Below are 25460 nucleotides of genomic sequence, written 5' to 3'. Positions count from 1 at the left end.
GGATGGCAGCTGCCATCCTCCTTTTCGCATCTATTGAGAAACACATGTCCTTCTTGATGTTATGAACAAAAGCGGATCGTGCCCGGCTGGAATGGCGCGCAAAAAAGCTGCCGAGCTTTCTCGACAGCCTGGAGACTCCCCTTGCTTTGTATGAAGAATTTTCTTTATGGAGGGGTGAAGTCAGTCGCGAAGAGCTGGAAGCTTTCCATCCGGCTCCTGTTCGACCGGAAACTTCGTGAAAAAGATGGTGCCTTCAGGTCCTGTCTCGATAGTGATCGTCGCATTATGGCGAGCTGCCACAGCGTAACAGATACCCAGCCCAAGGCCCGTGCCTTCGTCTTTTGTCGTATAGAAAGGTGTGCCGATTTTTTCGATGATGGCAGGATCGATGCCGCTGCCCTGATCCTGAACTGCCAGCACCACGAAGTTTTCGTTTTCCGGATAGGTGCCGATGGTCAGAGTCTGCCCTTCACCCATCGCTTCAAGCCCGTTGCGATATAAATTGATAATCAATTGCCGGATTTCATTATGATTCAACAACAATTCCGGCACTTCCTGTGTGTAAATGCGGATTTGTTTGTTCTGATTGGACGTATCGATTTTGATCAACGGGGAAATGTCCTCGAGAATGGTATTCAAGCTCATCATTTTCATATCGGAAGTCTGCGTATTGCCGACCGATAGAAATTCAGTGATGATGGCATTCGCCCGGTCCAATTCACCGATCATCAAATTGAAATGGGAGGCATGCGGCTCTAATTGCTCGTTGCTTAACATCAATTGCAGGAAACCGCGCACCGTCGTCATCGGATTGCGGATTTCGTGGCTGATCCCTGCTGCCATCTGGCCGATCAGATCCATATTGGCGAGCCTTTTCAATTCTTTTTCGTATTTCTTTTTCTCTTTGATGTCTTTCAACATACAGCATATGCCGTCATCAAACGGATAGGCGGTAATTTCAAACCAAAAATCATGCACGTCGGATTGAGTTTCAAAGCGGACTGTCACCCGGTCATTCATGGCTCGATGGAACTCGGTATAGGTAATGGTTGCCACAGTTTGCGGAAACACCTCCCAAATGTTCTTGCCAAGCACTTCCTCCACTTTTTTCCCTCCCGGAAAAAAATGATGCTTGTTCACATAGGTGTATTCCCAGTCTTTATTGAGCACAAAAAAGCCATCCGTGATACTTTCAATCACGCTGTTGACCCGTTTGTTCGCAGCATACAACTCACGCGTCCGCTCTTCGACCATGCCTTCCAATTGATCCATATACAATAAATTCGAAAACACCGGGGCAGTGGCATCGATAATGGATTGCGCGAACGAAACCTGCAAATCAATAGCCTTTTTCAGCCCCACACAAGTACATGACGCAGAAACGATGCCATGCACTTTTCCCATGGAAACTATTGGAAGAAGCAGCAGTTCCCCGCGACCACCCATATCGGCCCGGATTGGCTCTTTCTTTGATAGAGCTCGCTTGATCAGCTCTTCATAATTATCGGTTAAGCCCTTTTTGGCAAGATGTTCATGCCAGTCCTGTTCGGACACTTCACCCGCTGCGTGAAACCTAATTGGCGTGCTGCCTTTCGCGCTCGGCGGCTTGATGATATGTGCGGCAAAATCCCCGGTGCCAAACGCCCGTTTCAAATAATCGAAGCACACGTTCAAGCTTGCCCGAATCGTCGGACAGAAAGACAATTCACGGGTGAGGTCGAGCAATAGTTGCTTTTCCGTCAACAACTTCTCCTTTTGATTGAGGGCTTTCGCGTTTTGGATCGCAACGGCTGCCATGTTTACGTAAGCTTCGACGCTTTCAATCTCTGATGGCGTTAAATTCATCGGTATGCCGTAATTGAACAGGAACACCATGCCAATGAATTCCTTTTCAGAGGAAATCGGCAGCGCCAATAAGGAATTGATTCGGAAGGCTCCCACCGGCGTCAAATCCGGCCGATTATCTGTAGACGTATCCGCTATGTAGATGGTTTTTCTCTTTTCTATTAATTCAGCTGCCAGCGGGTCAGTTTGCGGATCGATAATTTGCGATTGCAGTGTTACGCCGCTCATCATCTCCGGTTTTCCCGCAAAACCACGGTAAGTGCCGTCGCCTTCCGGCAAAAAGATCCCTACAGAATCGCACTGGACAATTTCCTCCGAAATTGCCGTTGTGACTTGCTGCAGAACTTCATGCAAATCCAGTTTCATATTAACAATGCGTGTGATGTTCGCAAGCCTCGAATACCGCGATTGATCATTCACCATACAATAACTCTCCATTTCCCCCAACTGATCGTTGGATTCCATCTACCAATATCTATTAAAAATTTCTTTCCGGATTACTCTCTTCACCTGTCTACAATATTACTATATAGATTTAGTTACAACCGTTTTATTTGTTAATAAATGTTTATTGTAATTTTTCCCCTTTTAAATAATGAATACCTAAAGTCAATTCCACTTGCTTGGGAACTAGCCTGCCTTGAAATGAATGCCGATTAGAAGGTGAAAGCTTTCTCGACAAACTAAAAAAGGAGGATGGCAGCCGCCGTCCTCCTTTTTATTATTCTCTTCCTGCGATATACGCCCATTTATAGCTGAAATCGCCCGTGAACGGATGCGTGATGACATCATGCACATACGGTTTTTGCAGCGCCATGCTGCCAAACTGATACATATTGGCGATGGCTGCATCTTCTTCCACGAGAATTTTCTCGACTTCCGCCAGTGCCTGCCAGCGCTCTTGCGGCTTCAATGCAAGTTCGCCGTTCGCCTGTTCAAGCAATTCATCCACTTGTTCATTGGAATACGCCATCGTGTTTTGAGTGGAGTCCGTCGCAAATAAATCAAGGAATGTAATCGGGTCCTGGAAATCCGGGCCCCACCCTGTGCTTTGGATATCGTAATCCTGTGCTTCGTTCTTATCGAGCAAGACATTGAATGGCACTTGGCTCATCTCAAGAGTCAAGCCTTCCAGATTGCCTTCCATCTGGTCTTTCATATAGGCATCGATTTTTTTGGAAAGTTCCGTATCACCGCTCAAGTACTCCAAGCTCACTTCCGTCAGCCCTTCTTCCTTCAAGCCTTCTGCCCATAAGGCTTTCGCTTCCTCAGCATTGAATTCCATCATATCCCCATTGACTTGTCGGAAATCTTCATTGTTTGCATCGAACGTAAATTCTGTCGGGACCAAGAAATCTGCCGGAATCGATCCGTTGGCAAGGACCACATCAGCCAAATCCTGTTTATTGAACGACAGCGCCAAAGCTTTGCGTAATTTCGGGTTCGCAAGCGGCGTCGGTTCGCCTTCGCGCTCCTGGTTGAACTGCAAATAATAGACCGATGGCTTCAAGACGCGCACAACCTCTTCATCCTCTGCGTATTGCATCGCAAATTCGCCAGCCAAGCCGGCACGATCCGCTTCTCCTGTCTCATATAAATTAACGCCAGTCCCTGGATCCGGAACGATATTAAATTCGACCTTATCTAATTTCACCGTTTCCGCATCCCAATATTCGGGGTTTTTCTCCAGCTCCCACGATGCTGCAGTTGCATCCCAGTTCGCCAAAATGAACGGCCCGTTCGATATCAGTTTGGACGAGTCCATGGCATAATCTTCTCCGTGCTCTGTCACGTAAGCTTCATTTTGCGGATAAAATGTGCCGAATGCCATTAATGACAAGAAATAAGGAATCGGGCGTTCGAGTGACACGACCAGCGTCTGGTCGTCTTTTGCAGCAATGCCGAGTTCCGACTTGTCCAGCTTGCCTTCTGCAATCGCCGCGGCATTTTTGATCGTTCCCGCCATCATATATGGCCCGTAAGTGGAGCCTGTTTCTGGATCGGCTGCGCGCTGCCATGCAAAGACAAAATCATGCGCAGTCACAGGCGTGCCGTCAGACCAGTTTGCATCGCGCAGCTTGAATGTATAGGTCAAGCCGTCTTCGCTGATTTCAGGCTCGGCCGAAGCCATCGCCGGTGTGGCCGTATTCTGTTGATCTAGGCGATAAAGCCCTTCGCCGGCATTGTTCAACATGGTGAACGATACCGCATCGTCCGCCAACACGGAATCCATGGTCGGAATTCCAGACCCTGTCGTTAAGCGCAGTTCCTGGACGCTATCCATTTCTCCATGCCCAGCTTCACTTTCCGTTTCAGATGTCGTTTCCTGATCCCCGCCGCAAGCTGTAAGCATCGCAGCCAAACTGGCCGTCATCACCAAAGCCCAAGCTTTATTTCGTTTAATCATTATGAAGCCTCCTAAGTCTATTGCTCTAGTTCATTTCCCCTCCTATTATATACAAATAATAATTTTCTTGAAAAATATATAAAATTTTGAATTTAATAGAGTTGTTATTATCAGTTATTTATTTCAAAAAAACAACAGGATTTCCAAGAGACGGAAACCCTGTTGTTCGCTAAGATTATTTGCGGTAGTTTAGTTGCTTGGATACAATACGCATGAATTCTTCAAACGAGGCAGAATAGCGGTTCCAATGGTGGTACCATTTGCGGATGGTGTCGAGCAGCCAGAATGGCACCGGTTTGCCGTCGATGATCGGGTAATACTCCTGATACGCTTTTTTCAAATGCTCCCAGCGGAAATCATTGCCGGGCTTGATGTATTCGGACACATCGAGCAGCTTTGCGCGCCCGTCCTGCAAAATGATGTTTTTCAAATGGATATCCCGGGGATTCAAGCCGATTTCACGAATATAGTCGCGCGCTTTTTCCACATCCACGATGGCCTGTTCAGGCACATAAATACCTTGCAGCAGGCAGTCGAATAAAGTTGGACCTTGTTCAAATTTCAGCACAAGCATGCGCTCATTTCTTCCATAGCAAGTCGAGAAATAAACAGATTGGCCGATTTGTTCATATACTTGTGCCTCAGCTTCGAGCTTATCCTTTTTGCCTTCTGCGTATACCTTGAATGCATATTCGGGGAAGTTTTCGGATTGGAACACGGCCGCATCCGTCCCGACGCCGATGCAGCGGAAGCTATCTGCCATTCCCACGATTGTCACAGGTTCATTATCAGGATGCGCTGTCACGGTGACAGCCGACAAAGCTTGCGCCGCCAGTTGCCATTGATCTTCATTCATGCCCATCTCTCCTCTGGTCAGTAAAACTTTCTTCTATTAAAATAACGAACCGCAATAGTCCCGGTTCGTTATTATCATAGCATCTGTTTCACAATTAATCCTTTTACGCACCCGGTTTCATTTCCTGGCGATTGACCCATTCACGAACGGTTTCAATATAAGCATCCGGTTCTTCAATTCCTGGCATGTGCGAGCTGTTTTCGAATACGTAAAATTCCGCATCCGGCACGAGGCTCGCATACTGTTCTGTCGCTTCAGGTGTCGCTTCATCATACCGGCCGCAAGTAAATAAGGCTGGGATATCGATTTCCCGCAAGCACTCTGTCGCGTCGAAATGCTTCAAGGTGCCTGTGACCGTGAATTCCGACGCTCCCCACATATAATTATAGACATTCGAGTTCAGTTGATCGAGATCATTCGAGAACTCGTCTGGCCAAGGATCGACACGGCACATATGGGTTTTGTAATACTGCATCATCGCTTCTTCGTAGTCGTCTGAATCGGTCGTTCCTCGGCTTTCGCTCTCCTCGATCGTCTTTTGCACCTGCTCCGGGAATTGCTTCAAATAAGCGCGCTGATCCCGCTCCCAGCGCTGTGCATCGAGTGCAGGCCCCGAGAATATGACGCTGCGCACGCCGCCTGGTTTCGTAAACAGATAGGACGCAGCGAGCATCGTCCCCCAAGAATGGCCTAGAAGATGAATTTCTTCCAGTTCGAGCGCTTGGATCACTTGCCCAAGTTCTTCGACGTAGCGGTCCACTGTCCAAAGAGACGCATCTTCCGGCCGCTCCGATTTTCCGCAGCCCAACTGGTCGTATTGGATGACCGGACGCTCTGTCCCTAGTTGTTGCAGCGGGTCGCTATCACTGCTTTTCATTCCCGGTCCGCCGTGCAACAGCAAAAGCGGAATACCAGGCCCTTTGCCTGTGATGCGGTACCATACCTTGCCCCCAGTCACGGGAATGAACCCTTCTTTGACATGTTCCATAAATGCTTGCGCCTCCTTTTTTGACCGTTAACAAGCAGTTCTCCATTTAAGCATGATTCCCTTTATTTTCACACACCTATAAGAAAAACCGCCATCCCTTTTCGGAATGGCGGCTGCAGCTTCATCTTACTGTTGGAATTTATTCTTCCAGAAAACCATTTTCCACAAGCCAATCATAAGCAACGACTGAAACGCTCTGTCCTTCGACATCCACGTAGTAATTGAGCTCTCTCATGATGTCGCTGTTCAGGCTATTGGCCAAACGCGCCGTAATTTCTTCAATTTCAGGATATTCATCCAACACTTCCTGATTAATCGACACGGCTGCACGGTATGGCGGGAAAAACTGTTCATCGTCTTCTAAAACGACGAGGTCATAACTTCTGATCGTCGCATCCGTTTCAAAAGCTACTGAGACATCGACTTGGCCGTTGTCGAGCGAACGCTGCGTCAACCCGATATCCATCTGGTTGACTTGGCCGGAACCGAATTCAAAGCCGTAAGTTTCTTCAACACCCGGCAAGCCATCGGAACGGTTGGCGAATTCAGCATCAGCCGCCATCGACAGCTCCCCTGGATTGTCATTGATATAATCGGCGAGGTCGCTGATCGATTCGATCCCGAGCTCTTCCGACCGTTCGCTTGTCATGGCGAGCGCATAGGTGTTATTGACTTCCGACATATTCATCCAGTGGATGCCGTTTTCGCTGTCGAGTTCTTTGACCTTTTGGAACGCAGCTTCAGGGTCCGCGATGGATTCTTCGCCCATATACGTAATGAGCGCCGTTCCCGTGTATTCCCACATCAGGTCCACTTGGCCGTTTTCGAGTGCGGAACGGACCACACTGCTGCCGAGATTGTTCATTTGATTGACTTTGAATCCTTCTTCCACTAACAAGAAAGCCGTCATCTCAGACAAGATATATTGTTCTGTAAAGTTTTTGCCCCCGACTGTCACTTCTTTTCCTGTTACGCCTGAACAGGCGGACAAGATCAGCATAATGACCAGCAGAGGAATAAGTTTGAGTGATTTAATCACAAATTCCGATACCTCCTATTCGCTAAGCTTTCTCAATGCGCCTTGACCCTTTTGGCACGACGATATATTCCACTTTGCGCAGGATGTAATCAGCGAGAATCGCTAACAAGGTCACCGGAATCGCCCCTGAAATGAGGAATCCGTTATCAAACAGATTGATGCCGGTGAAGATCCATACGCCAAGGCCGCCCGCCCCGACCACATAGGCAAGAGCCGCTGTCCCGATATTCAAGACGACAGCCGTGCGGATACCTGCAAGGATCGAGTAAGCCGAATTGGGAAGTTCGATGCGGAACAGGATCTGGTGCGGTTTCATGCCCATTCCTTTGGCCGCATCGATCATGTTCTTATCAATCGAGTCGATGCCGGCCACGGTGTTTCTGAAAATCGGCAGGATCGAATAAATGAACAGCGCAAACACTGCGGTCTGGAATCCGATGCCCAAAATACTGATCATCAAGGCAAGAACGGCGAGGCTCGGAATCGTTTGACCTAAGTTTGCGATATTGGAGAACACCCACTCCGCTTTCTTGAATTTTGGCCGTGTGATGAGAATACCGGCCGGCACTGCGATTAAAATAGCGAGCAGCGAGGAAACCAACACAAGTACTATGTGCTGTCTTAATAACACCAAAAATGTTTCCGATTGGCTAAAAATATAGTCAAAATAACTGTTGGAGATCGCCCAAATGAAAAATGCGGCGACCGCTGCATAAAGCGCATATCTGACAATATTGCCTATCAATTTTTTACGTTTCACCGGATCACCCTTCCTGGGAGGCGGACATCTTCCCTTTTATTTCGTAATGTAAATATTTCTGGACCATGTCGATGGTAATCGTCCCGATGTTTTCATCCTGCTCGTCTTTGACGATGACTTGATCCGCTTCCTGGTTCAATAGCATCGACAAAGTGTTGCGCAGATCTTGGTGGACATGGATCGTTTTTGTATCTTGTATTGCTTCGTCGACTGGGCCAAGCCCGATCACTTCACGCAAATTTTGCACTGTGTGCAAGCTTAAACCTTTAATGGCGCGGTCTTTCCCGAAAAACTGGGAAACGAATTCATTTTTCGGATGCGCCAGCATTTCGGAAGGCGTATCGAATTGCATGATTTTGCCGTCGCGCAGCAGCACGATTTTATCCGCCATCTTGATCGCTTCATCGATGTCATGGCTGACAAACAGAATCGTTTTCTTCACTTCGCGCTGGATTTGCAGGAATTCTTCTTGGATCTTGTCGCGAATGATCGGGTCAAGTGCACCGAACGGTTCATCCATCAGCATGACCGGCGGATCGGCCGCAAGCGCACGGACAACGCCGATGCGCTGTTGCTGGCCGCCTGATAGTTCATGAGGGTAGCGTTTTCCGTAATCTTTGGCATCCAAGCCAATCAGCTTCATCAAATAACTGAAGCGCTCGCGTTTGTCTTTTTTACTCCAGCCCAACAGGTCCGGTACGAGCATGACATTTTCTTCAATCGTCATGTTCGGGAACAAGCCGTTGCTCTGGATGACGTAACCGATCTTTCTTCTCAACTCAATGGGATCCAAATCTTTCGAGTTTTCCCCATTGATGACGATTTCACCTTTTGTGATGGTCTCAAGCTGGTTAACCATTCGAAGCAGCGTCGTTTTCCCGCAGCCAGATGGCCCGAGCAACACGACGATTTTTCCTTGTTCCACTGTGAAGTCGACGTCATCGATCGCCGTTATCTCTTCTCCATAGCTTTTTGTTACGTGATTAAATGAAATCATAGACTCACCTCTCTGCAGTTACTCCGCTATTGCTTTTTTCGTAAAGCGTTTTTGAATCAGTAGTAGGATGGAATCCGCAATGATCGCCAATATCGCCACCGCGATGGATCCGCTGATGATCAGATAATTGTCGTTCCTGCTGATGCCTTGTGTAATGAGGACGCCGAGACCGCCCGCGCCGATATAAGCTGCGATAACAGCGATTCCGATATTCATGACCACCGCCGTACGGACACCGGCCATGATGACCGGCAAGGCATTGGGGATTTCGACACGCAACAGGCGCTGATGCGTTTTCATGCCCATGCCGATTGCCGCGTCGCGCATTTCAGGATTGACGTTTTTGATGCCGGTATACGTATTGCGGATGATCGGCAATTGTGAATACAGCACCAACGCCACAAAAGCCGGCACAAAGCCGATGCCCTGGTTGATCAGGGAGAAGATCGGAATCATTACCCCGAAGAGTGCGATACTCGGAATGGTTAATGTAATGGAAGCGATTTGAAGAACTGTGTCTGCAAGGTATTGGTTCGTAGTTAAGTAAATGCCGAGTGGAATTCCGATCAATAGCGCCACAACAATGGCTAACGAGACGAGCACAGCATGGTCAATCGTCAACTCTAGAATGCGAGGAGCGTTCACCTCAAGAAACCTGGCCCAATTTCCCATTGAAACACCTCCCTTCTTTAATAGAAAAAATGACTGTAATGGCGATTCGGCGCTGACTGTAATTTAATCTATCCAGACACGCCCAATCCTTATGGCTGCCTCAATTGCACAGTGCAAAAGGACGCCACGAAGCGCAGGGAAATACAAAACATCCTCCCTACTAGCCTTTTCGTCCCTTATAAGCATAACATGTATTTTTCTAATAAAATGATTTCTATGGTATTTATCGAGATTAGCTAAAATCGAAGCGGACAAGCGGACAGCTGAAAATCGATTCACTCTCCTTATTTCTCAAAGAAATTAATTTGTTTTTTCGCTCTCTGTTCATTTAAAAAACAAGCCGGCTCATTGATTCTCGATCAAAAGCTGGCTTTTTTTATTTTTGAAAGTATAGCATTTTCTCGTTCCGATTCAGCTCCCAATCCTCAATGCCTTGCCTTTATTCTGGAGCACCGACAGAATGCTGAGTGCCGCCAGCAAACTCGTTTTCGGGTTCGCTGCCATCGGGTTGTTTTCGACTTGCAGGTGCATCTTGCCGAAATCCCCTTGTGCTTCAATCGTATGTGTATTGCGTTCAATTTCCGGATCGACAATGATTCGCACCTTCGTCTCGTGCACCCCGATGCCTGCAATCGCAAGCACCAAAGCCACATTGATGTTCCTCGGGAATTCCCCGACCGCATCAAACGCCGTTCCGTCAAACAGCACTTGTTCATGGTCCGTCTCTATCCCGAGTGACATAGGCGATTTCCGCGTCGTAAGTCGAACAGATTCCAATCCACCGAGCGCCCTTGCTGACTGCAACACATCCAAACCGCCAATTGCGCCCGACGGCAGATAGATCTTCGTGTTGTTCGCATCGGCTAATCCGGTCAGTTCATCCAGGAACTCGAAGTCTTTGAACACGCCGATGCTGCTGACAATGAGGTCTTTTTTATGTTCGGCCACTTGTTTCAAAAACAGCCTTGCCGCATCCACTGTCACAGCTTCTACGACCGTATCGATGGGTCCCGATAGGAAATCTTGAAGATCCGTATAAAAGTCCATGCCAAAACGTTCTTTCAAACGCCTCCCCGCCTCTACATTGCGGCCGAACACCGCGGAAATCCGCCCATCTGCCATGCGGTTTTCATTCACTTGTTCGAGCAAGTAAGTGGCGATATTGCCGGTTCCGATAATGCCAATGTTCATACTAGCCCCTCCCTAAGGTAGATGGTTTTCCTAAGAAATTGCACGAAGCATTCCTCCAATTGAAACCAAATTAAAAGATCGCGCCCCTTCTCATCAACTCCGCTACTGCATGCGTGCGATTGGAAACGCCAAGCTTTTTCACAGCTTGCTTAACATACTGCTTGACCGTAGCCTCGCTGATGTCCAGGCGCCCAGCGATTTCTTTTGTCGCCGCTCCCCAAGCGATTTCCCTCATGACTTCCCATTCTCGCGTGCTCAATAACGCATGGCTTTGGGATATTGAAAACGAGCACAAAATTTTGCCTGCTTGTTCACCAAACTTCGTCATGTGATCCAATAATTCCGGTGAGCATACGGTTTCCTGATTGATGCCGTAAATGAAGCCATGCACAGTAGTTCCGGTGAAGACGGGCATCACGAGAAATGACCGGACAGTGGAATCGATGATGTAATTGCTGCTAGTCTTCTCGAAAATCTCCTGGCCTTCATAATATTTCGCCTTGCGTTCCAGAAGAGCAGCTTCAATCGTCGGCAGGCTGCGGATGTCATAGCGCAATTCCGGGATGTGCCTGATCTTTCCTTGTTCCAATGAAATAATTCCTTCACCCAAAAATCCGATAATCGAGTAACGAAAAAAATAAGCTTCCGCCATTTGGCATTGATTCACAAAGACTTTAAGCATTTCGACCATGGACTGTTCCTGATTGCTTCCTGGCTTCAATATCTCAGTTTGATCCGCAAGGGCCATCTTCACTCATCCTTTCGAAGGAGGCACTTCCTGCTAAAAAGGGAATATGCCTAAGTTATTCATTATTGTAACATTAATAATTGATAGAATATTCCCATTAATCACCAGATTATTCAAGGAGGAATCATCATGACAGAAAAAGTAGTGCTAATTACAGGCGGCGCAGGCGGAATCGGCATGGATACAGCGAAGGCCTTTTTGGAACAGGGCGATCGCGTCGTCCTTGTCGATATTAACCAGGAAGCCCTGGATAAAACGAAAGACTTGCTAGAAGCCGACGAAGAGCAAGTCAAAGTCATTCAAGCAAATGTCACCGAAGAAAGCGATGTGGCAAATTATGTGCAGGAGACCGTAGATGCTTTTGGCCGCATCGATGTCTTCTTCAATAACGCTGGCATCAACGGTCCCCATAAAATGATCAAAGACTTGGAGAAGGAACATTTCGAGAGCATCATGGACATCAATGTCACAGGCGTTTTCCTGGGGCTTAAGCACGTGATCCAGCAAATGGAGAAACAGGGATTCGGCAGCATCATCAACACAGCATCGAATGCGGCTTATATCGGCTCCCCTGGAATGCCCGGGTATATCGCTTCCAAACACGCAGTCGTCGGACTGACAAAAACGGCTGCTTTGGAAACAGCCGCACAAGGCATACGTGTCAATGCAGTCGCACCGGCAGCCATCGATACCCAAATGCTGACCGCCATCCAAAGCAACATTTCCCCGGACGATCCGGAAGCGGCCGCGGCAGCCATCCGGCAAGGCATCCCGGTCGGCCGCTTCGGGACACCGATGGAAGTCGCACAAATCGTGTTGTTCTTGGCTTCCGATAAATCCTCTTTTGTCACCGGTTCCATTTACAATGTCGACGGTGGCATGCAAGCAGATTGATATGGATATAAACGAATAGAGCCCAAGGGAAACAGCCGTTTCCCTTGGGCTCTATTTCAGTTACTGATTTTTACAAGCTGATTATCCACCTTTTACGAAGCCGACCAAACGTCTTTCGCAAAACGGCCGGATTGTTCAAGTTCCCCGAGCCACACCAACGCTTGTTCATGCGTCACGCCTCTCACTTCCTGATAGCTGCGGATCAAGCTTTGCTCCACGGCTGGCGCCATCTTGCCGCCATCTCCGCAAATATACAGATGTCCGCCCTGTTCCAACAGCACAAGAATTTCCTGTGCGTTTTGTTCCATCAAGTGCTGCACATAGACTTTCTCTTGCTGTTGTCTCGAGAAGGCACTATGCAACTCGATCAAGCCAAGATGCTCGGCTTGCTTCAATTCTTCTTCATATAAGAAATCCTCTTGTGCATGGCGGCAGCCGAAATACAGCTGGGCGGCGCCGAGTTGCACTCCTTGTTCTTTCAACACTTTTCGTGCTTGGATAAAGCCGCGGAAAGGTGCGATGCCGGTTCCTGGGCCGACCATGACCAGAGGCGTTTCCGGGTTTTCCGGCAATTGGAAAGCAGTTTGAGGCGTGCGGATAAAGCAAGCGATTTTATCTCCCGCCTCGCGCTTCGCCAAATAATTGGAAGCGACGCCTTCATATTCTCCTGTGCCGCTCCAAGCCGCTCCTTTCACGACACTGACCGTGATGCTCGCTTTGCTGGATGAGACACGCGGCGAACTGGAGATCGAGTAGTAGCGGGCTTTCAATGCCGGCAATAAAGCCAAAAAGTGCTCAAATTCCATCTCGCATGACATAAAGCGTTCCAGCAATTCAAGCATCGTTAAACGCTTCGCGAGCACTTCCCGTTTATACGTCTCGTCTTCCACCAATTGTTCAAGCTCCTGTTTATGCGGCGGGCACGGATTGCTTTTCGCGAGTTCGCGGAGTTGCGCGCGCGTTGCTGGTTCCTGTAATTCCACGTAGCTTGCGAGCAATTGTTCGAGCTGGACTGGCTGGCCGGTCGGCAAATGGTTCGCGCGTCCAGAGCTTCCTTCCAGAACTACATGCTCTTCACCTTTCAAGCCGAAACGCGCCAATACACGGCCCACCAATTCCTTGGAATTCTCCGGCAGCACGCCAAGATGGTCGCCTTCTTGATACGCCGCCCCTTCAGGCAACTGAATCTCGATATGGCGTGTGCTGCGTTCCGCTGTCTTCAATAACTCGTCATTGCCACCAACTACTGCAGTGAACGCATCATATGCACGCGCTGACGGGGTATGGCTGACGCCGCTGATGAATTCCATCGACAGCTGGTTGGTGGATTGTGCGTTCGTTTCCAAGTCGAGCCCGAAACGTTCGGCAAGTGCCGGCCATAGGGCTTGCTGCCATTTTTCTAGCTCCCCGTCGAAATCTTCGCTGGCATCGCCTTCGCCGCGACCGATGAGCTGCGTGGCGCCTACTGCCGACAGTTGTTCATCGATGATGCTCGGCACGCGCTGATAGGTCGTGGCCCAGTTGCGGTCGCCGCAGCCGAAGACGCTGTATGTGACGCCTTCCGTGGAATCAGCGGTTGCTAGCCACTCCATAAAGCGCACCGCATTGTCCGGCGGGTTGCCATTATAGGAAGCCGATACGATGACGACCGCTCCTTGTGTTGGCAAGTTGCCGGCATAGTCATCGAGCGCAGCCACTTGTGACTCAAAGCCTTCAAAGCGTGCCGTTTCCGAGAGCTCCCGGGCGACGCCTTGTGCTGTCCCGAGGTTGGATCCGTATAGCACCAATAGCGGTGTGCCGTGTGAATCGATGGCTTGCTCGGCTGCCGGCGCCTGTTCTGGTTCTTCAACTGCTGGCGCGTGGAACATCTGCACTTTTCGTCTCGGCTTCACTTTCATCGTTAATCCGTCTGGTTTGAAGGTCAAGGTTTCTTTCACTTCAAGTTGGTAATCGCTATGGTCGATCAATTCGAAATGCTGCAGCACCATGCCGAGCACGAGCACCGCTTCGTGAAGCGCGAATTGTTGGCCGATACAAGCACGTTGTCCGTTGCCGAACGGTTTGTACGCATGGTGCGGGATTTTCGAAATGTCTTCAAAACGCTCCGGCCGAAAACTTTCTGCGTCTTCTCCCCAAACGCTCTTATCGCGATGGAGTTCCGGAATGAGTAAAGTGAACGCTTCGCCTTTTTCGACTTCATACTTGCCGGCAAGCGTCGTATCTTCTTTCGCATAAACGGAAAATGCCGGCGCGGTCGGCCATAGGCGCAGCGCTTCGTTCAAGATCATGCGCACGTATTTCAATTGCTTTACTTGCTTGAATGAAGGCGTCGCATCACCAAGCACTTCGTCCACTTCGGCATAGGCTTTATGCAATTTGTCTGGATTCTTCAAGAGATACTGGATCGCGAACGACAACAAGCCGCTCGTCGTTTCGTGCCCCGCAATCAAGAACGTGATGATTTGGAAGCGGATGTTCTCATCATCCAAGGATTCACCAGTTTCAGGGTCTTTCCCTTTCAGCATATGAGCCAGTAAATCATCTTCACCCTGGTCTCCCGCTTCCTTGCGTTCTGCGATCAATTGGTCGACCAGATTGAACATATAATCGATGTCTTCCTTGAATTGCTGCTTCGAGCGCACCATCAATTTGTCCTGGATACCGAGACGCTGCGTTTGGCTCATCGATTCATCCAAGGCTCGGACCATCTTCTCGATGAACGGATGGGAATCCTCGCGGTAAAAGCTGTTGAAGCGGTAATTGAACCCGCACAAGCCGATCGTATCGAGCGTCAACCGTGTCATATCATCCGGCACATCGATTTCTTCGTTCGGATTGAGACGTGCCCATTTCTGCACCAATTGCGACGCGAGATCGATCATTTTCTCGTGATAGCCTTTCATCGCCTGCTGGCTAAAGCTCGGCAATAGGATATTATGAGCTTTTTTCCAGTTCGGCTCTTCGGTTCCGCTCGTGAACAAGCCGTCTCCACCGAATGCGCGGACTTTCTGGAGAGCCGGCCCGATCTTTTTATCAAAGCGCGTCTCGTCACAGATTTCCGCGGCCAGTTCCGCACTCGAAACAAACGTGCTGGCACGTCCCGGGAAATGGAATTGATAGATCGGCCCAAGTTCACGCGCTTGCTTCATGAACGATTGCACCGGCTTTTCTTTATCGATCAATGGCAAATTGCCAAGCGGGCCGTAGGATTTCGGTTGTGGAAGGTTTTTCATTTCAATCATGGATTAGCACCTCTTCTGTAAAATTAAAAACGGAATGAATATTCATTCCTATAAAATGAGAAAAAAACTGGCATCATCACGCATGATGACGCACAGCATCCCAGCAGCTTTCTTCGACTCCTGCCAGTAGTTCCGCTGAGGCTTCAAGTTCCCCTACGCGGATCAATTGATAGAGTTGCAAAAAGCCGCCGAAGATAATGGCGATGAGCGCCTTGGACGGAAGCTCGCGGATTTGCCCTTGCTGTTTTCCTGCCTCGAAGAAATTTTCGAGGATCATCAGCAAATGGCCGAATTGCTCCCGGCTTTCGGCGTCCAGAAAATAGGCGGATGTATGGGTCTTAATGAAATACAAAGCATGGTCATGCTCGTTCGTAAAGCGGATCATCCCTTGGAATAAATGATGGAATTGCTCACGAATGCCCGTTCCTTCAGGATAGTCTTTCTCTAGCGCCTCCTTGAACAAGGTGACGTAATGCTGGAACAAGGTGTTGACCAGCACTTCTTTATTGGCGAAATAACGGTAAATCGTCCCCGCACCGACTTTGGCATCGTTCGCGATCATCGGAATAGTCGTTGCATCAAAGCCGCGTTCGGCGAACAAAGTCAGCGCGCTGTCGAGAATATCATCTCGTTTAGTAGTGGATGTCGGCATCTGGAAAAAACTCCTCCCTCTGTTGCGGAATGAACATTCATTCTCCGACAGTTTACTCCTTCCATTGCTGAAAATCAACGATTAACCCGAAAGTTCATGTTACCAAAATGAAACGATTTCGCTGCCTGTCCGTATAGCATAGTATCCAGTTAAAGGAGGAATCGTTCATGTCGAAGTATTCCATCAAGCAATTTGTTCAGCAAACCAAACAGGAAGAAAGCGCGCGCGATTTTTTCGAGCTTGAAACCGACCGCCTGCTCGAAGTGAACTTGAATGGCCAAGTATGGGCTAAAGCGGGCTCGATGATTTCCTATGAAGGCAATATCAAATTCGAGCGCGAAGGCATGCTCGAGCACGGACTCGGGAAATTCGTCAAAAAAGCGCTCAGCGGAGAAGGCGCCCAGTTGATGAAAGCGAACGGCCAAGGCAAACTCTACGTCGCGGACAGCGGCAAGAAAATCACCATTTTAGATCTTGAAGGCGAAAGCATCTTCATCAACGGCAACGACTTGCTTGCGTTTCAGGACGGGCTCGACTGGGACATCAAATTGATGCGCCGCGTCGCCGGCATGATGGCAGGCGGGCTGTTCAATGTCCGCTTAGAAGGACACGGCTTAGTCGCGTTCACCTCCCATTACGAGCCGCTCACTTTGCTCGTCACGCCGGATACGCCGGTGTTCACCGATCCAAATGCGACTGTCGCTTGGTCAGGCAATTTGGAACCGGATTTCGTCACCGACGTGCAGTTGAAAAGCTTTTTCGGCAGAGGCAGTGGCGAATCCGTGCAGATGAAATTCTCCGGAAATGGCTTTGTCGTCGTCCAGCCATTCGAGGAAATTTATCACGCGCCGCAGGGCTAATAGACAGATTACCTAATAACTACTGCCCCGCGGCGATTAGACTTTGTTCTAATCATCGCGGGGCAGTTTAGTTTATGCTAAAAGCCGATATTCCATTGTTGTTTCAATTGCGAAAGCAAATCCTCTGGAGGATTATAAAGGAAATACGTGACGCCTTCTTGATCCAGTTGAATCGTTCCGTCTTTGTAAAAGTGAATCAAATACATATGATCGTCCATGCGGTCAGCTGCTGGCATATTGTAAAGCATCATCCGGTAGCTGCCAGGCTGCTCGAGCAGATCGGCCCTTTCTTGCAGTTCCGCTTCACTCGCTTGAATCAGCTCTTCTCCATTCAAACGGTCGATCAGTTCATCGGCTTTTTCCGGCCCTTCGATGAACGTTTCTTCATAGCCGGCAGTTTTGTCCGAAGTATAGGTGCTTGAAACGAGGACGCCCTCGTATTCCCCGCGATGTTCAATCGCGAGAGTTTCCGGGCTTTCCCCGACAGTACCACAGCCAGCCAAGGTGGCGATGACGATCAGTAAAGATGCCGTTATCGATAATGCAGCCGAAGCTTTCATGTTAATCCTCCAGTTCTTGTCATTAGTCCATATTATAGCAAATAGCAGATTTGTAAAATTAAAGATAAATAAATCCAGCAACAAATGCGTTTTTTACTCAAACTGCTTTTTCATCTATAACAAAAGGTTCCGGCCAGCAGACCGGAACCTTTTGTCGTTCTCTATTATCATTTTTTCGGCAATACAGCTTTCGGGGACACGAGCCCTTTGTCGACGAGTTCGTCCCAGAAAGCAGACGGGATGTCAGCTGTCAGTGCAGCCAAGTCTTCCTTGATGCGGTCTGGGCGTGTGGAACCGGTGACAACCGCTTTGACCGCTGGATGAGCGGTCGAAAATTGCAGCGCGGCATCTTTCAAATGCACGCCGTGATTTTGGGCAACTTCATTGAAACGTGCCACCCGCTGTTTGATTTCTGGCGTGATTTCTGCATAATCGAAATGATCACCGCCGAGCAGAGCTCCTGAATTGAATGCCGAGCCGATGACGAGACCGCCTTCTGTTTTCTCGGCAAGCGGCATCATGCGCTCAAGTGCGCGTTCATGTTGCAGCAAAGTATACTGCGTCGCGGACAAGCTCAAATCAGGATGTGCTTCTTCCAGTTCCAGTGCGACTTCAATCGGCGTGGTCGTATTGACGCCAAGGCCCCATGCTTTGATGACACCTTCGTCTCTTAAGCGGTCAAGCACTTTAAAAGCCCCAGTTCGTGCTTCATCGAACTTCGTGACCCATTCATCGCCAAGAAAGTCCGGTGAGATATCGTGCACATAGACCATATCCAAGCGGTCTGTTTTCAAGCGTTTCAAGCTGTCTTCGATCGAACGCAGCGTGCCCGATTCCGTGTAATCGGTCTGGATTTTATTTTTGCGGCCGAATTCGAACAGCCCTTCTTTTTCCTCTTCTTCGTCCAATACGATGCGGCCGACTTTCGAGCTCAGCAAGTATTCATCGCGGTTGTAGGAAGGCAAAATCTCGCCGAGCCGCAGTTCTGCAAGCCCAGCCCCGTAAAATGGCGCCGTGTCGAAATAGCGGATGCCTTCGTTCCAGGCCGACTCGATGGTTGCCATCGCTTCGTCTTCCGGCACGTCACGGAACATGTTGCCGAGCGGCGCTGTGCCAAGGCCGAGTTTATGTTTGATTGTCACATCATTTTTCATTCGTGAACACCTCTTCTAAAAGTATTATCTTAACAGTCTACCCGCTAATCCATAAGGTAAACGGCAATACCCGGCATCCTTCATTCAAATGCCCTTCAAGAAACCACGCATATTTTGCACCTTTTATTCATGCTTATCCGGCGTCCATCGCTTTGCTTCACTGTCTCCCGGATAATCGACTCCACTTGGGTAAACAATCAACTCCACCAAACTTCCCCAAGGCGTTTTCCCATAAACTCCGCGGTTCCCTTCCCCATCTTCCACTCCTGCAAGCGGATGCGGTTCCGAAAGCAAGCTTCCTCCAGCTTGCTGAATGCGCTCGGACGCTTCTTCGATATCATCTACATATAGGGCAAAGTGATGCAAGCCCATGTCTGCGATTCCAGCAGCCGGCTGATTTGGGCTCGCTGCCAGTTCGAATAGTTCGATAGATGGGCCATTGCCAAGGCGCAACAACCGCATGTGAACAATTTTCCTACCCGAAGGCAGATCGAGTTGTTGTTCCACTTCTTCGCCTCCCATCGGCTGCTGTTCTGGCCGTTGCACATCATAACTAACCTGTGCTTCAAAGGCCTCCTTGAAAAAACGTGTGGCCTCCTCGATTGATGGTACAGTCATTCCGATATGGTCAATTCCTCTTGTCATGTTCTGTCATCCCTTCTGTTCAATTTTCAATCGTTCGTACAAAAGCTGTTATTCAAGCTCGTAACTTAGATTCCAATTTTCGCGTGTTTTATCCATTAGATGCATCACATCTACAGAAAGCTCCATGGCCCAATTAGTTTGTGGCTGAGCGATTAGTTCTGTCATTCTTTCGACTTCATAATGAAGGGCTTTTGAGCTGTCGCCTGCCTCAATGGTTTCTACTTCCCCAGTGGCTGTATACGTAATGGTGGCACGGTCTGCCCGGGGAAAGTTGTCCACTGTAATAAAGCCGAGATCTCCAGCAACGATCCCACGCTTCGGCATTTTCGCGCGCATCGCCAGACTGATGACTGCCAGTTCCTGCTGTTCAGTTTTCAATAGAATGCCGGACTGTTCATCTACCCCCGTTTCGTGCTTCTTGACTGTCGTATGTAATTCTTCTGGTTGAGAAGATAGGAAAAACCGGGCGAAAGACAACGCATACGTGCCAATATCCAATAGCCCGCCGCCTAAAACCGATTTTGCGGATCATTTTCTTTACAGCTGCCGAATGTCACATTGATGGTTTTCACTGAACCGATTTTTCCCTGTTGAATGACTTCCTCCAATTTTTGATAAATCGGCATATAGAAGATGGTCATGGCTTCGGCTAACACGACACCTTTTGCAATCGCCAACTCAATGAGTTCCTCTAATTGCCGCGCATTCATCGTGATAGTTTTTTCACATAACACATGTTTCCCATGTTCTAAGGCCGATTTGATAAATTGGTAATGCAGCGGATGCGGTGTTGAAATGTACACTACATCTACCCGTTCATCTTGAAGCATGTCGTCCAGTTTTTCGAAAACATTTTGCACATTTGAGCGAGCCGCAAAAGCATTGGCTTTCTCCAAATTCCTTCCCCAAACACCAAATATACTGCCATTCGCTTCTTGCAATGCACCGGCGAATTCTTCAGCAATGCTTCCTGGACCAATTAATCCCCAATTGAGTAATTTCATTTACTCTCTCCTTTCGGTTTCTTAAATCTTCAGCAATTCCTTAGCTGTCTGTTCGGTCGTCACCAATACGTCTAAAAAACCGGCTTCAAGCGCGACTCGAATCGCCTCTTTTTTTCGCAAAGAATGAGCGATGCCAATTGTACATTCCGCCTGCTGCAGGTGCTGCATACTGACTGAAATTGTTCGTTTGGACAATTCCGTATTTAAGACTTCTCCTGAAAACGTGTAGAAATTAGAGCAAATGTCTCCCGCGACTTCAGGTTTAGTGCCCTTCCCTTCAAAAGCTGGCCCGTAAAAGGCGCGCCAGTTGGTTCCATCGCTGATAAGCGGCGATCCTATCCCAACCACAGCAATGCTCAGTCTTTCCCATAGATCTTCAATTTCCTTGAAATGCGCACTGGCAGTCAATGATTTCCTAATGTCAGCGCTCTCGACGATAGCCGGAACATCGATCAGCTTGGAAAAACCTTTCCATTTTCTTGCCGCATCATACACGATGCTATTTGCATGATAGCGGCTTTCCATTTCCCCATCAGGCCCACCGATCAACGGCACGCACATCACATTTTCCATTGAAGTGCTCGAATCCAATGCTTCCACCGTAGCCGCAAGAGCTGTTCCCCATGAAAATCCGACTATACCTTCCGGCTTCACACGTTCAGCCAAATACTTGGCACCAGCTTGGCCCAGCTCTTTCAGTTGATTCTCCTCAGCTTGGCCTGGCCAATCGGGTACAATCACCACGTCTTGAAGTTGATAGGCTTCCTTCAACTTATGGGCTAATCCTGAATTCTGATAGACATCATAATTGATGTGAATTTGGACAATGCCCTTTTCACGGATTTTCTTCAACATGCGACTGACCGTCACCCGGTTAATCTCTAGTTCCGAGGCAATTTGCCCTTGAGTTAAATTATCTTCGTAATACATTTGAGCGACTTGGTACAGCATCTTTAACTCATCTGTCATTTGAATCTCGCCTCCTTTGAACAAATGTACAACTTTATGCACAAATGTACAACAACTATTTTAAATGTTCAAATGATTCTGCTCACTACATTTAATTTTAAATTCATCAATCGAATTTTTTCGGATATGCCTGTCAAAATAGCTTATACTCAAGAAAAACGCTTAGGAGGAAAAACGCTATGGACAACTATTCTGCTGCATTAGACACCGGTCCCTTCTTCCACGGAACGAAAGCACAATTGGTGGTTGGAGATTTGCTGGAAGCGCACAAGCCTTCTAATTTCCAGGATAAGAGATCCAATTACATCTATTTCACAGCAACGCTTGAAGCTGCGAAATGGGGCGCGGAACTAGCTGTCTCGGATTTGCCGGAGCGGATATACGTCGTCGAGCCGACAGGTCCATTCGAAAACGATCCGAACCTGACCGACAAGCGTTTTCCTGGAAACCCGACACGTTCATATCGTTCCAAAGAGCCTTTGAAGGTCGTGGCAGAACTCGCTTCCTGGGAACGCCATAGCGATGAACAGATCCAGCATATGCTCGATTCGCTAACATCACTTCGCGAACAAGGCAAAGCAATCATCATCGATTAAAACCAAAAAATCGCCACAGATGCAATGGCACAGCTTGTCCATTACGACGAACAAGCGGAGCCAGGTCTGTGGCGATTTTTCGTATGCGTTATTTAGTCGGAATCTACCGCCGGTTTAACCCGCGCGGCGAGTTCCGGATTTTCCTTATTAGGCGCAGCGGCTGGTTTTTTCGACCAGATCGTCGCCAAAATCGGACCGGATATATTGTGCCAGATCGCTCCCCATACGCTTGGCAGCGCAGCGAGCGGGCTAAAGTGGGCGGTGGCAAGAGCAACACCGAGGCCTGAGTTCTGCATGCCGACTTCAAGTGAAATCGCACGGCGGTCCGTTTCGCTGAGGCCCATGAGCATCGCGATCACATAACCGAGCATCAAGCCGAAGCCGTTATGCAAGAATACCGCCAGGAAAACAATGAATCCGGAGCTGATGACGTTTTGCGCATTGGCTGCAGTGACAGCCGAGACGATGATGAGGATCGCTGCCACCGAAATGAGCGGCACGACCGAGATGCTTTTGGCAACCGCTGCCGGGAAGATTCGCTGGATTAAGATCCCGAGGGCAATCGGGAGGATAATCACTTGAATGATGGATGTGAACATCGAGACAGGGTCGACCGGCAGCCACTGCCCTGCAAGCAATAGCAACAAGAGCGGTGTCATGATCGGCGCCATCAAAGTCGACAAGGAAGTCATCGCAACCGACAAAGCCAAATTGCCTTTTGCCAGATAGACCATGACGTTCGATGCCGTCCCGCCCGGCACACAGCCGAGAAGCACGAGACCCGCCGCAAGTTCAGGCGGCAAATTCAAGACATAGGCGATGGCAAACGCCGCGAGCGGCATGACGAGAAACTGCGCGGCCACGCCGACAAATACCGGCAGCGGGCTTTTAGCGATGATTTTGAAATCCACCGGCTTAAGCGTCAAGCCCATCCCGAACATGACGACGCCGAGCAGGATCGTAATATAGGCGCCGAATCCGACAAACGACGCCAGCAAGGCAGCCAGGATGACCCACACAGCAAAATATTTTCCAGCGATGGCACTCAATGATTGCAATACTTTCATTTGATCGTCTCCTTTGTCCCCACTTTAATGTTTTTGCCGGGATTCAATAGATTGTTCGGGTCCAGCGCCCATTTGATTTTCTCCATGACCTCAAGCGTCGCTCCGTGTTCTTGCTGTTGGTATTTCTGTTTGCCGAGCCCGACGCCGTGTTCGCCTGTGCACGTGCCGCCGCGTTCGAGCGCGTACTCGACGATGCGCCCGTTAAACTCCTGCGCACGCGCCACTTCATCAGGATCTTCCATATTCATCATGATGAGCGCATGGAAATTGCCGTCGCCGACATGGCCGACGACGCCGCCCGGAAGCCCGAGTGCCTGCAGGTTTTCCCGTGCATGGCCGACTGCGCCTGCGAGTTCTGAAATCGGCAGGCAAACGTCCGTCACCATCATCTTTTTGCCGGGATAGCCGTGGATATAGGCATAGGCCAAAGTATGGCGCGCTTCCCATAATAGATTGCGCGCTGCGGTGTCGGTCTCAAAGGCAATTTCTTCGCACGCATGCCCCTGGACGATTTCTTCCATAAACTCCACGTCTTGCTTAAGACCTGCTTCGTTGCCATGGAACTCCAAGAACAAAGTCGGCTTCTCGAGGTAAGCGGTATCATTGTATTCATTGACTTGCGTCATCGACTGCTCATCGACCAGTTCGACGCGGGCAATCGGAATGCCGGCTTGCAAGATCGAGACGACCGCTTCGACCGCATCTTTCACACTCGGAAATGAAGCGCGCGCTGCCGTAACGAATTCTGGGATGCCGTACACTTTCAAGGTCATTTCCGTAAAGCAGCCGAGCGTTCCTTCAGAGCCGACGAACAAGCCGTTCAAATGAAGCCCTGAAGACGACTTCGCCGCTTTGTTGCCGGTATGGATAATGGTGCCGTCCGCCATGACCACTTCAAGGTCGCGCACCTGGTCACGCATGACGCCGTATTTAACGGAAGTCGTGCCGCTCGCATTGGTCGCCGCCATGCCGCCAAGCGTCGCGTCCGCTCCAGGGTCGACACTGAAAAACAATCCGTATTTCTTCAATTCCTTATTCAACTGCGTCCGTGTGACTCCGGGCTGGACCGTGACGAGGAAATCTTCCGCATCGACATTCAGCACTTTATTCATCAAGGAAAAATCGACAGTGATGCCGCCCTGTTCCGGGATGACATGGCCTTCAAGGCTCGATCCGAGGCCAAACGGCACAATCGGAATCGCGTATTGCTGGGACAACTTCATGACTTTCGATACTTGCTCCGCCGTTTCCGGAAACACGACGATGTCCGGCAATTGCATGGCATGATAGGATTCATCCTTGCCGTGTAGTTCCTTGATCGTCTCGTTGATGCTGATTTGTTCGCTTGTCAGAAACTCTGCCAAATTGTGCAGGATTTTCTCCTGATGAGGAATTGCCATTTCGTTTCTCTCCTTTACGCATAATCACGTGTGAAGTAGGGATATTTTATGTTTTTATAAATTGGTCCTACCAATTAAACCAATTATACATAATAATCTGAAAAGTACAATGTGTATTTTCAGACATTTTGCATTTCTTTCGGTATGATGAAAAGAGAACGCAAAAAACAAGTCAGCAGGGAGAGAGTACCGTGTTATTGAATCCGAAAAAACGCACCTATGAATTAGTCGTCGAACAAATCCAAACGCTGTGCTTGGAGAACAATGTGCCTCCTGGCGGCCGTCTCCCTTCCGAGCGGGATTTGGCGAGTTTGTTTGGTGTCAGCCGCAATTCCGTCCGAGAAGCGTTGAAAGGCCTGGAGAGCAAAGGCTTTCTTGAAATTCGGCAAGGCGGCGGCAGCTTTCTCTCTGAGACGAAGCACGATATGCTCGGCAATGAACTCGGCACCCGCATCGATGCGGCGGAGATCCAATATATCGACGACATGCTCGAGCTCAGGCGCGCTTTCGAAGTCGAAGCTGCCTCGCTCGCAGCGCAGCGGGCGACGCCTGAGAACTTGCTGGCGATCCGCGAAGTGCTCGGGCACATGGCTTTGGCAGCGAACGATCCCGAACTCGGCGTCCAGGCTGATGTGGATTTCCACCTGCAAGTCGCCAATGCCACCAAAAATCAATTACTGATCGACTTGATGGAAACACTTGCGAAGCGGCTGGAAGAAAATATCCGTGCCACACGACGCCACCGCTTTACCGACGCCGAGCGCCATCAGGATACGTACAATGAACATGAAGAAATCTATTTGGCGATTGAAAGCGGCAATAGCGAATTGGCCAAGCAATTGATGAGCGAGCATATCTCTCGCATCCGTTCGGAATTAGATCGTTCGACATGAATTCGTTTAAAACAAAAAACG

At 49.1% G+C, this 25460-nt stretch carries 22 protein-coding genes and 1 pseudogene; 4 read left to right on the top strand and 19 right to left on the bottom strand.

All coding sequences use genetic code 11. The annotated features are described in order from the left end of the window. Positions 1 to 180: 180 nt before the first annotated feature. From ON064_RS08065 to ON064_RS08020, 10 genes are all read right to left on the bottom strand, one after another. Positions 181 to 2268 carry a GAF domain-containing sensor histidine kinase gene (locus ON064_RS08065; protein WP_274624361.1) on the bottom strand — a complete coding sequence of 696 codons (2088 nt, stop codon included), beginning with the start codon at positions 2266 to 2268 and terminating at the stop codon, positions 181 to 183. Positions 2269 to 2566: 298 nt separating this feature from the next. Continuing rightward, complete coding sequence (locus tag ON064_RS08060; RefSeq protein WP_274624360.1) at positions 2567 to 4252, bottom strand: peptide ABC transporter substrate-binding protein; 1686 nt, start codon at positions 4250 to 4252, stop codon at positions 2567 to 2569. A gap of 175 nt (positions 4253 to 4427) precedes the next feature. Continuing rightward, positions 4428 to 5108, bottom strand: a complete 681-nt coding sequence (locus tag ON064_RS08055; protein ID WP_274624359.1) for a protein kinase family protein — start codon at positions 5106 to 5108, stop codon at positions 4428 to 4430. A gap of 103 nt (positions 5109 to 5211) precedes the next feature. Next, positions 5212 to 6096: a proline iminopeptidase-family hydrolase gene (locus ON064_RS08050; RefSeq protein ID WP_274624358.1), complete on the bottom strand. Its 885-nt coding sequence runs from the start codon at positions 6094 to 6096 to the stop codon at positions 5212 to 5214. A 139-nt stretch (positions 6097 to 6235) separates the two neighbouring features. After that, positions 6236 to 7135, bottom strand: coding sequence for a glycine betaine ABC transporter substrate-binding protein (locus tag ON064_RS08045; protein ID WP_274624357.1), 900 nt, complete (start codon positions 7133 to 7135; stop codon positions 6236 to 6238). Between the two features lie 22 nt (positions 7136 to 7157). Continuing rightward, positions 7158 to 7895, bottom strand: a complete 738-nt coding sequence (locus ON064_RS08040) for an ABC transporter permease (protein ID WP_274624356.1) — start codon at positions 7893 to 7895, stop codon at positions 7158 to 7160. A gap of 4 nt (positions 7896 to 7899) precedes the next feature. Beyond that, positions 7900 to 8892, bottom strand: a complete 993-nt coding sequence (locus ON064_RS08035) for an ABC transporter ATP-binding protein (protein ID WP_274624355.1) — start codon at positions 8890 to 8892, stop codon at positions 7900 to 7902. An 18-nt stretch (positions 8893 to 8910) separates the two neighbouring features. Then, complete coding sequence (locus ON064_RS08030) at positions 8911 to 9564, bottom strand: ABC transporter permease (RefSeq protein WP_274624354.1); 654 nt, start codon at positions 9562 to 9564, stop codon at positions 8911 to 8913. A 411-nt stretch (positions 9565 to 9975) separates the two neighbouring features. Continuing rightward, positions 9976 to 10755: an aspartate dehydrogenase gene (gene nadX / locus ON064_RS08025; protein ID WP_274624353.1), complete on the bottom strand. Its 780-nt coding sequence runs from the start codon at positions 10753 to 10755 to the stop codon at positions 9976 to 9978. Between the two features lie 70 nt (positions 10756 to 10825). After that, a complete protein-coding gene (locus ON064_RS08020; protein WP_274624352.1) occupies positions 10826 to 11503 on the bottom strand; it encodes a response regulator transcription factor in 678 nt (225 codons plus the stop codon). Positions 11504 to 11632: 129 nt separating this feature from the next. On the opposite strand from ON064_RS08020, the gene ON064_RS08015 reads away from it, so the two are divergent. Then, on the top strand, positions 11633 to 12397 hold the full coding sequence (locus tag ON064_RS08015) for an SDR family NAD(P)-dependent oxidoreductase (protein WP_274624351.1): 765 nt from the start codon (positions 11633 to 11635) through the stop codon (positions 12395 to 12397). A 92-nt stretch (positions 12398 to 12489) separates the two neighbouring features. On the opposite strand, the gene ON064_RS08010 is transcribed toward ON064_RS08015, so the two are convergent. Both ON064_RS08010 and ON064_RS08005 read right to left on the bottom strand, forming a co-directional pair. Then, the gene (locus ON064_RS08010; protein WP_274624350.1) at positions 12490 to 15639 is read right to left on the bottom strand and encodes a bifunctional cytochrome P450/NADPH--P450 reductase; all 3150 of its coding nucleotides are present in this window, start codon (positions 15637 to 15639) and stop codon (positions 12490 to 12492) included. 76 nt (positions 15640 to 15715) lie between these two features. Beyond that, positions 15716 to 16291 (bottom strand): TetR/AcrR family transcriptional regulator, encoded by a 576-nt coding sequence (locus tag ON064_RS08005; RefSeq protein ID WP_274624349.1) that lies wholly within the window; start codon positions 16289 to 16291, stop codon positions 15716 to 15718. Between the two features lie 167 nt (positions 16292 to 16458). On the opposite strand from ON064_RS08005, the gene ON064_RS08000 reads away from it, so the two are divergent. Next, a complete protein-coding gene (locus ON064_RS08000) occupies positions 16459 to 17151 on the top strand; it encodes an AIM24 family protein (protein WP_101805334.1) in 693 nt (230 codons plus the stop codon). A 77-nt stretch (positions 17152 to 17228) separates the two neighbouring features. On the opposite strand, the gene ON064_RS07995 is transcribed toward ON064_RS08000, so the two are convergent. The 5 genes and pseudogenes from ON064_RS07995 to ON064_RS07975 form a co-directional block, all read right to left on the bottom strand. Beyond that, the gene (locus tag ON064_RS07995; RefSeq protein ID WP_274624348.1) at positions 17229 to 17711 is read right to left on the bottom strand and encodes a hypothetical protein; all 483 of its coding nucleotides are present in this window, start codon (positions 17709 to 17711) and stop codon (positions 17229 to 17231) included. 167 nt (positions 17712 to 17878) lie between these two features. Beyond that, entirely contained in the window at positions 17879 to 18865 is a 987-nt protein-coding gene (locus ON064_RS07990; RefSeq protein ID WP_274624347.1) for an aldo/keto reductase, read from the bottom strand. Positions 18866 to 18988: 123 nt separating this feature from the next. Further along, positions 18989 to 19510 (bottom strand): VOC family protein, encoded by a 522-nt coding sequence (locus ON064_RS07985; protein ID WP_274624346.1) that lies wholly within the window; start codon positions 19508 to 19510, stop codon positions 18989 to 18991. 48 nt (positions 19511 to 19558) lie between these two features. Beyond that, positions 19559 to 20514 (bottom strand): annotated as a pseudogene (locus ON064_RS07980) (Gfo/Idh/MocA family protein). 21 nt (positions 20515 to 20535) lie between these two features. After that, positions 20536 to 21483, bottom strand: coding sequence for a sugar-binding transcriptional regulator (locus ON064_RS07975; protein ID WP_274624345.1), 948 nt, complete (start codon positions 21481 to 21483; stop codon positions 20536 to 20538). A 179-nt stretch (positions 21484 to 21662) separates the two neighbouring features. Here ON064_RS07975 and arr point away from each other — a divergent pair, with 179 nt between their 5' ends. Further along, entirely contained in the window at positions 21663 to 22079 is a 417-nt protein-coding gene (gene arr, locus ON064_RS07970) for an NAD(+)--rifampin ADP-ribosyltransferase (RefSeq protein ID WP_274624344.1), read from the top strand. A 92-nt stretch (positions 22080 to 22171) separates the two neighbouring features. Here the strand turns inward: arr and ON064_RS07965 are convergent, their stop codons facing one another. Both ON064_RS07965 and ON064_RS07960 read right to left on the bottom strand, forming a co-directional pair. After that, complete coding sequence (locus tag ON064_RS07965; RefSeq protein ID WP_274624343.1) at positions 22172 to 23146, bottom strand: bile acid:sodium symporter family protein; 975 nt, start codon at positions 23144 to 23146, stop codon at positions 22172 to 22174. After that, entirely contained in the window at positions 23143 to 24546 is a 1404-nt protein-coding gene (locus tag ON064_RS07960) for an FAD-binding oxidoreductase (RefSeq protein ID WP_274624342.1), read from the bottom strand. Before ON064_RS07960 ends, ON064_RS07965 begins: the two co-directional genes overlap by 4 nt. Positions 24547 to 24737: 191 nt before the next feature. Between ON064_RS07960 and ON064_RS07955 the strand changes: the two genes are divergently transcribed. After that, positions 24738 to 25439: a FadR/GntR family transcriptional regulator gene (locus ON064_RS07955; protein WP_274624341.1), complete on the top strand. Its 702-nt coding sequence runs from the start codon at positions 24738 to 24740 to the stop codon at positions 25437 to 25439. Positions 25440 to 25460 lie beyond the last annotated feature (21 nt).

This window comes from Planococcus sp. A6, assembly GCF_028823615.1.
GTDB lineage: Bacteria > Bacillota > Bacilli > Bacillales_A > Planococcaceae > Planococcus.
This window is presented reverse-complemented; position numbering and strand designations above follow the sequence as displayed.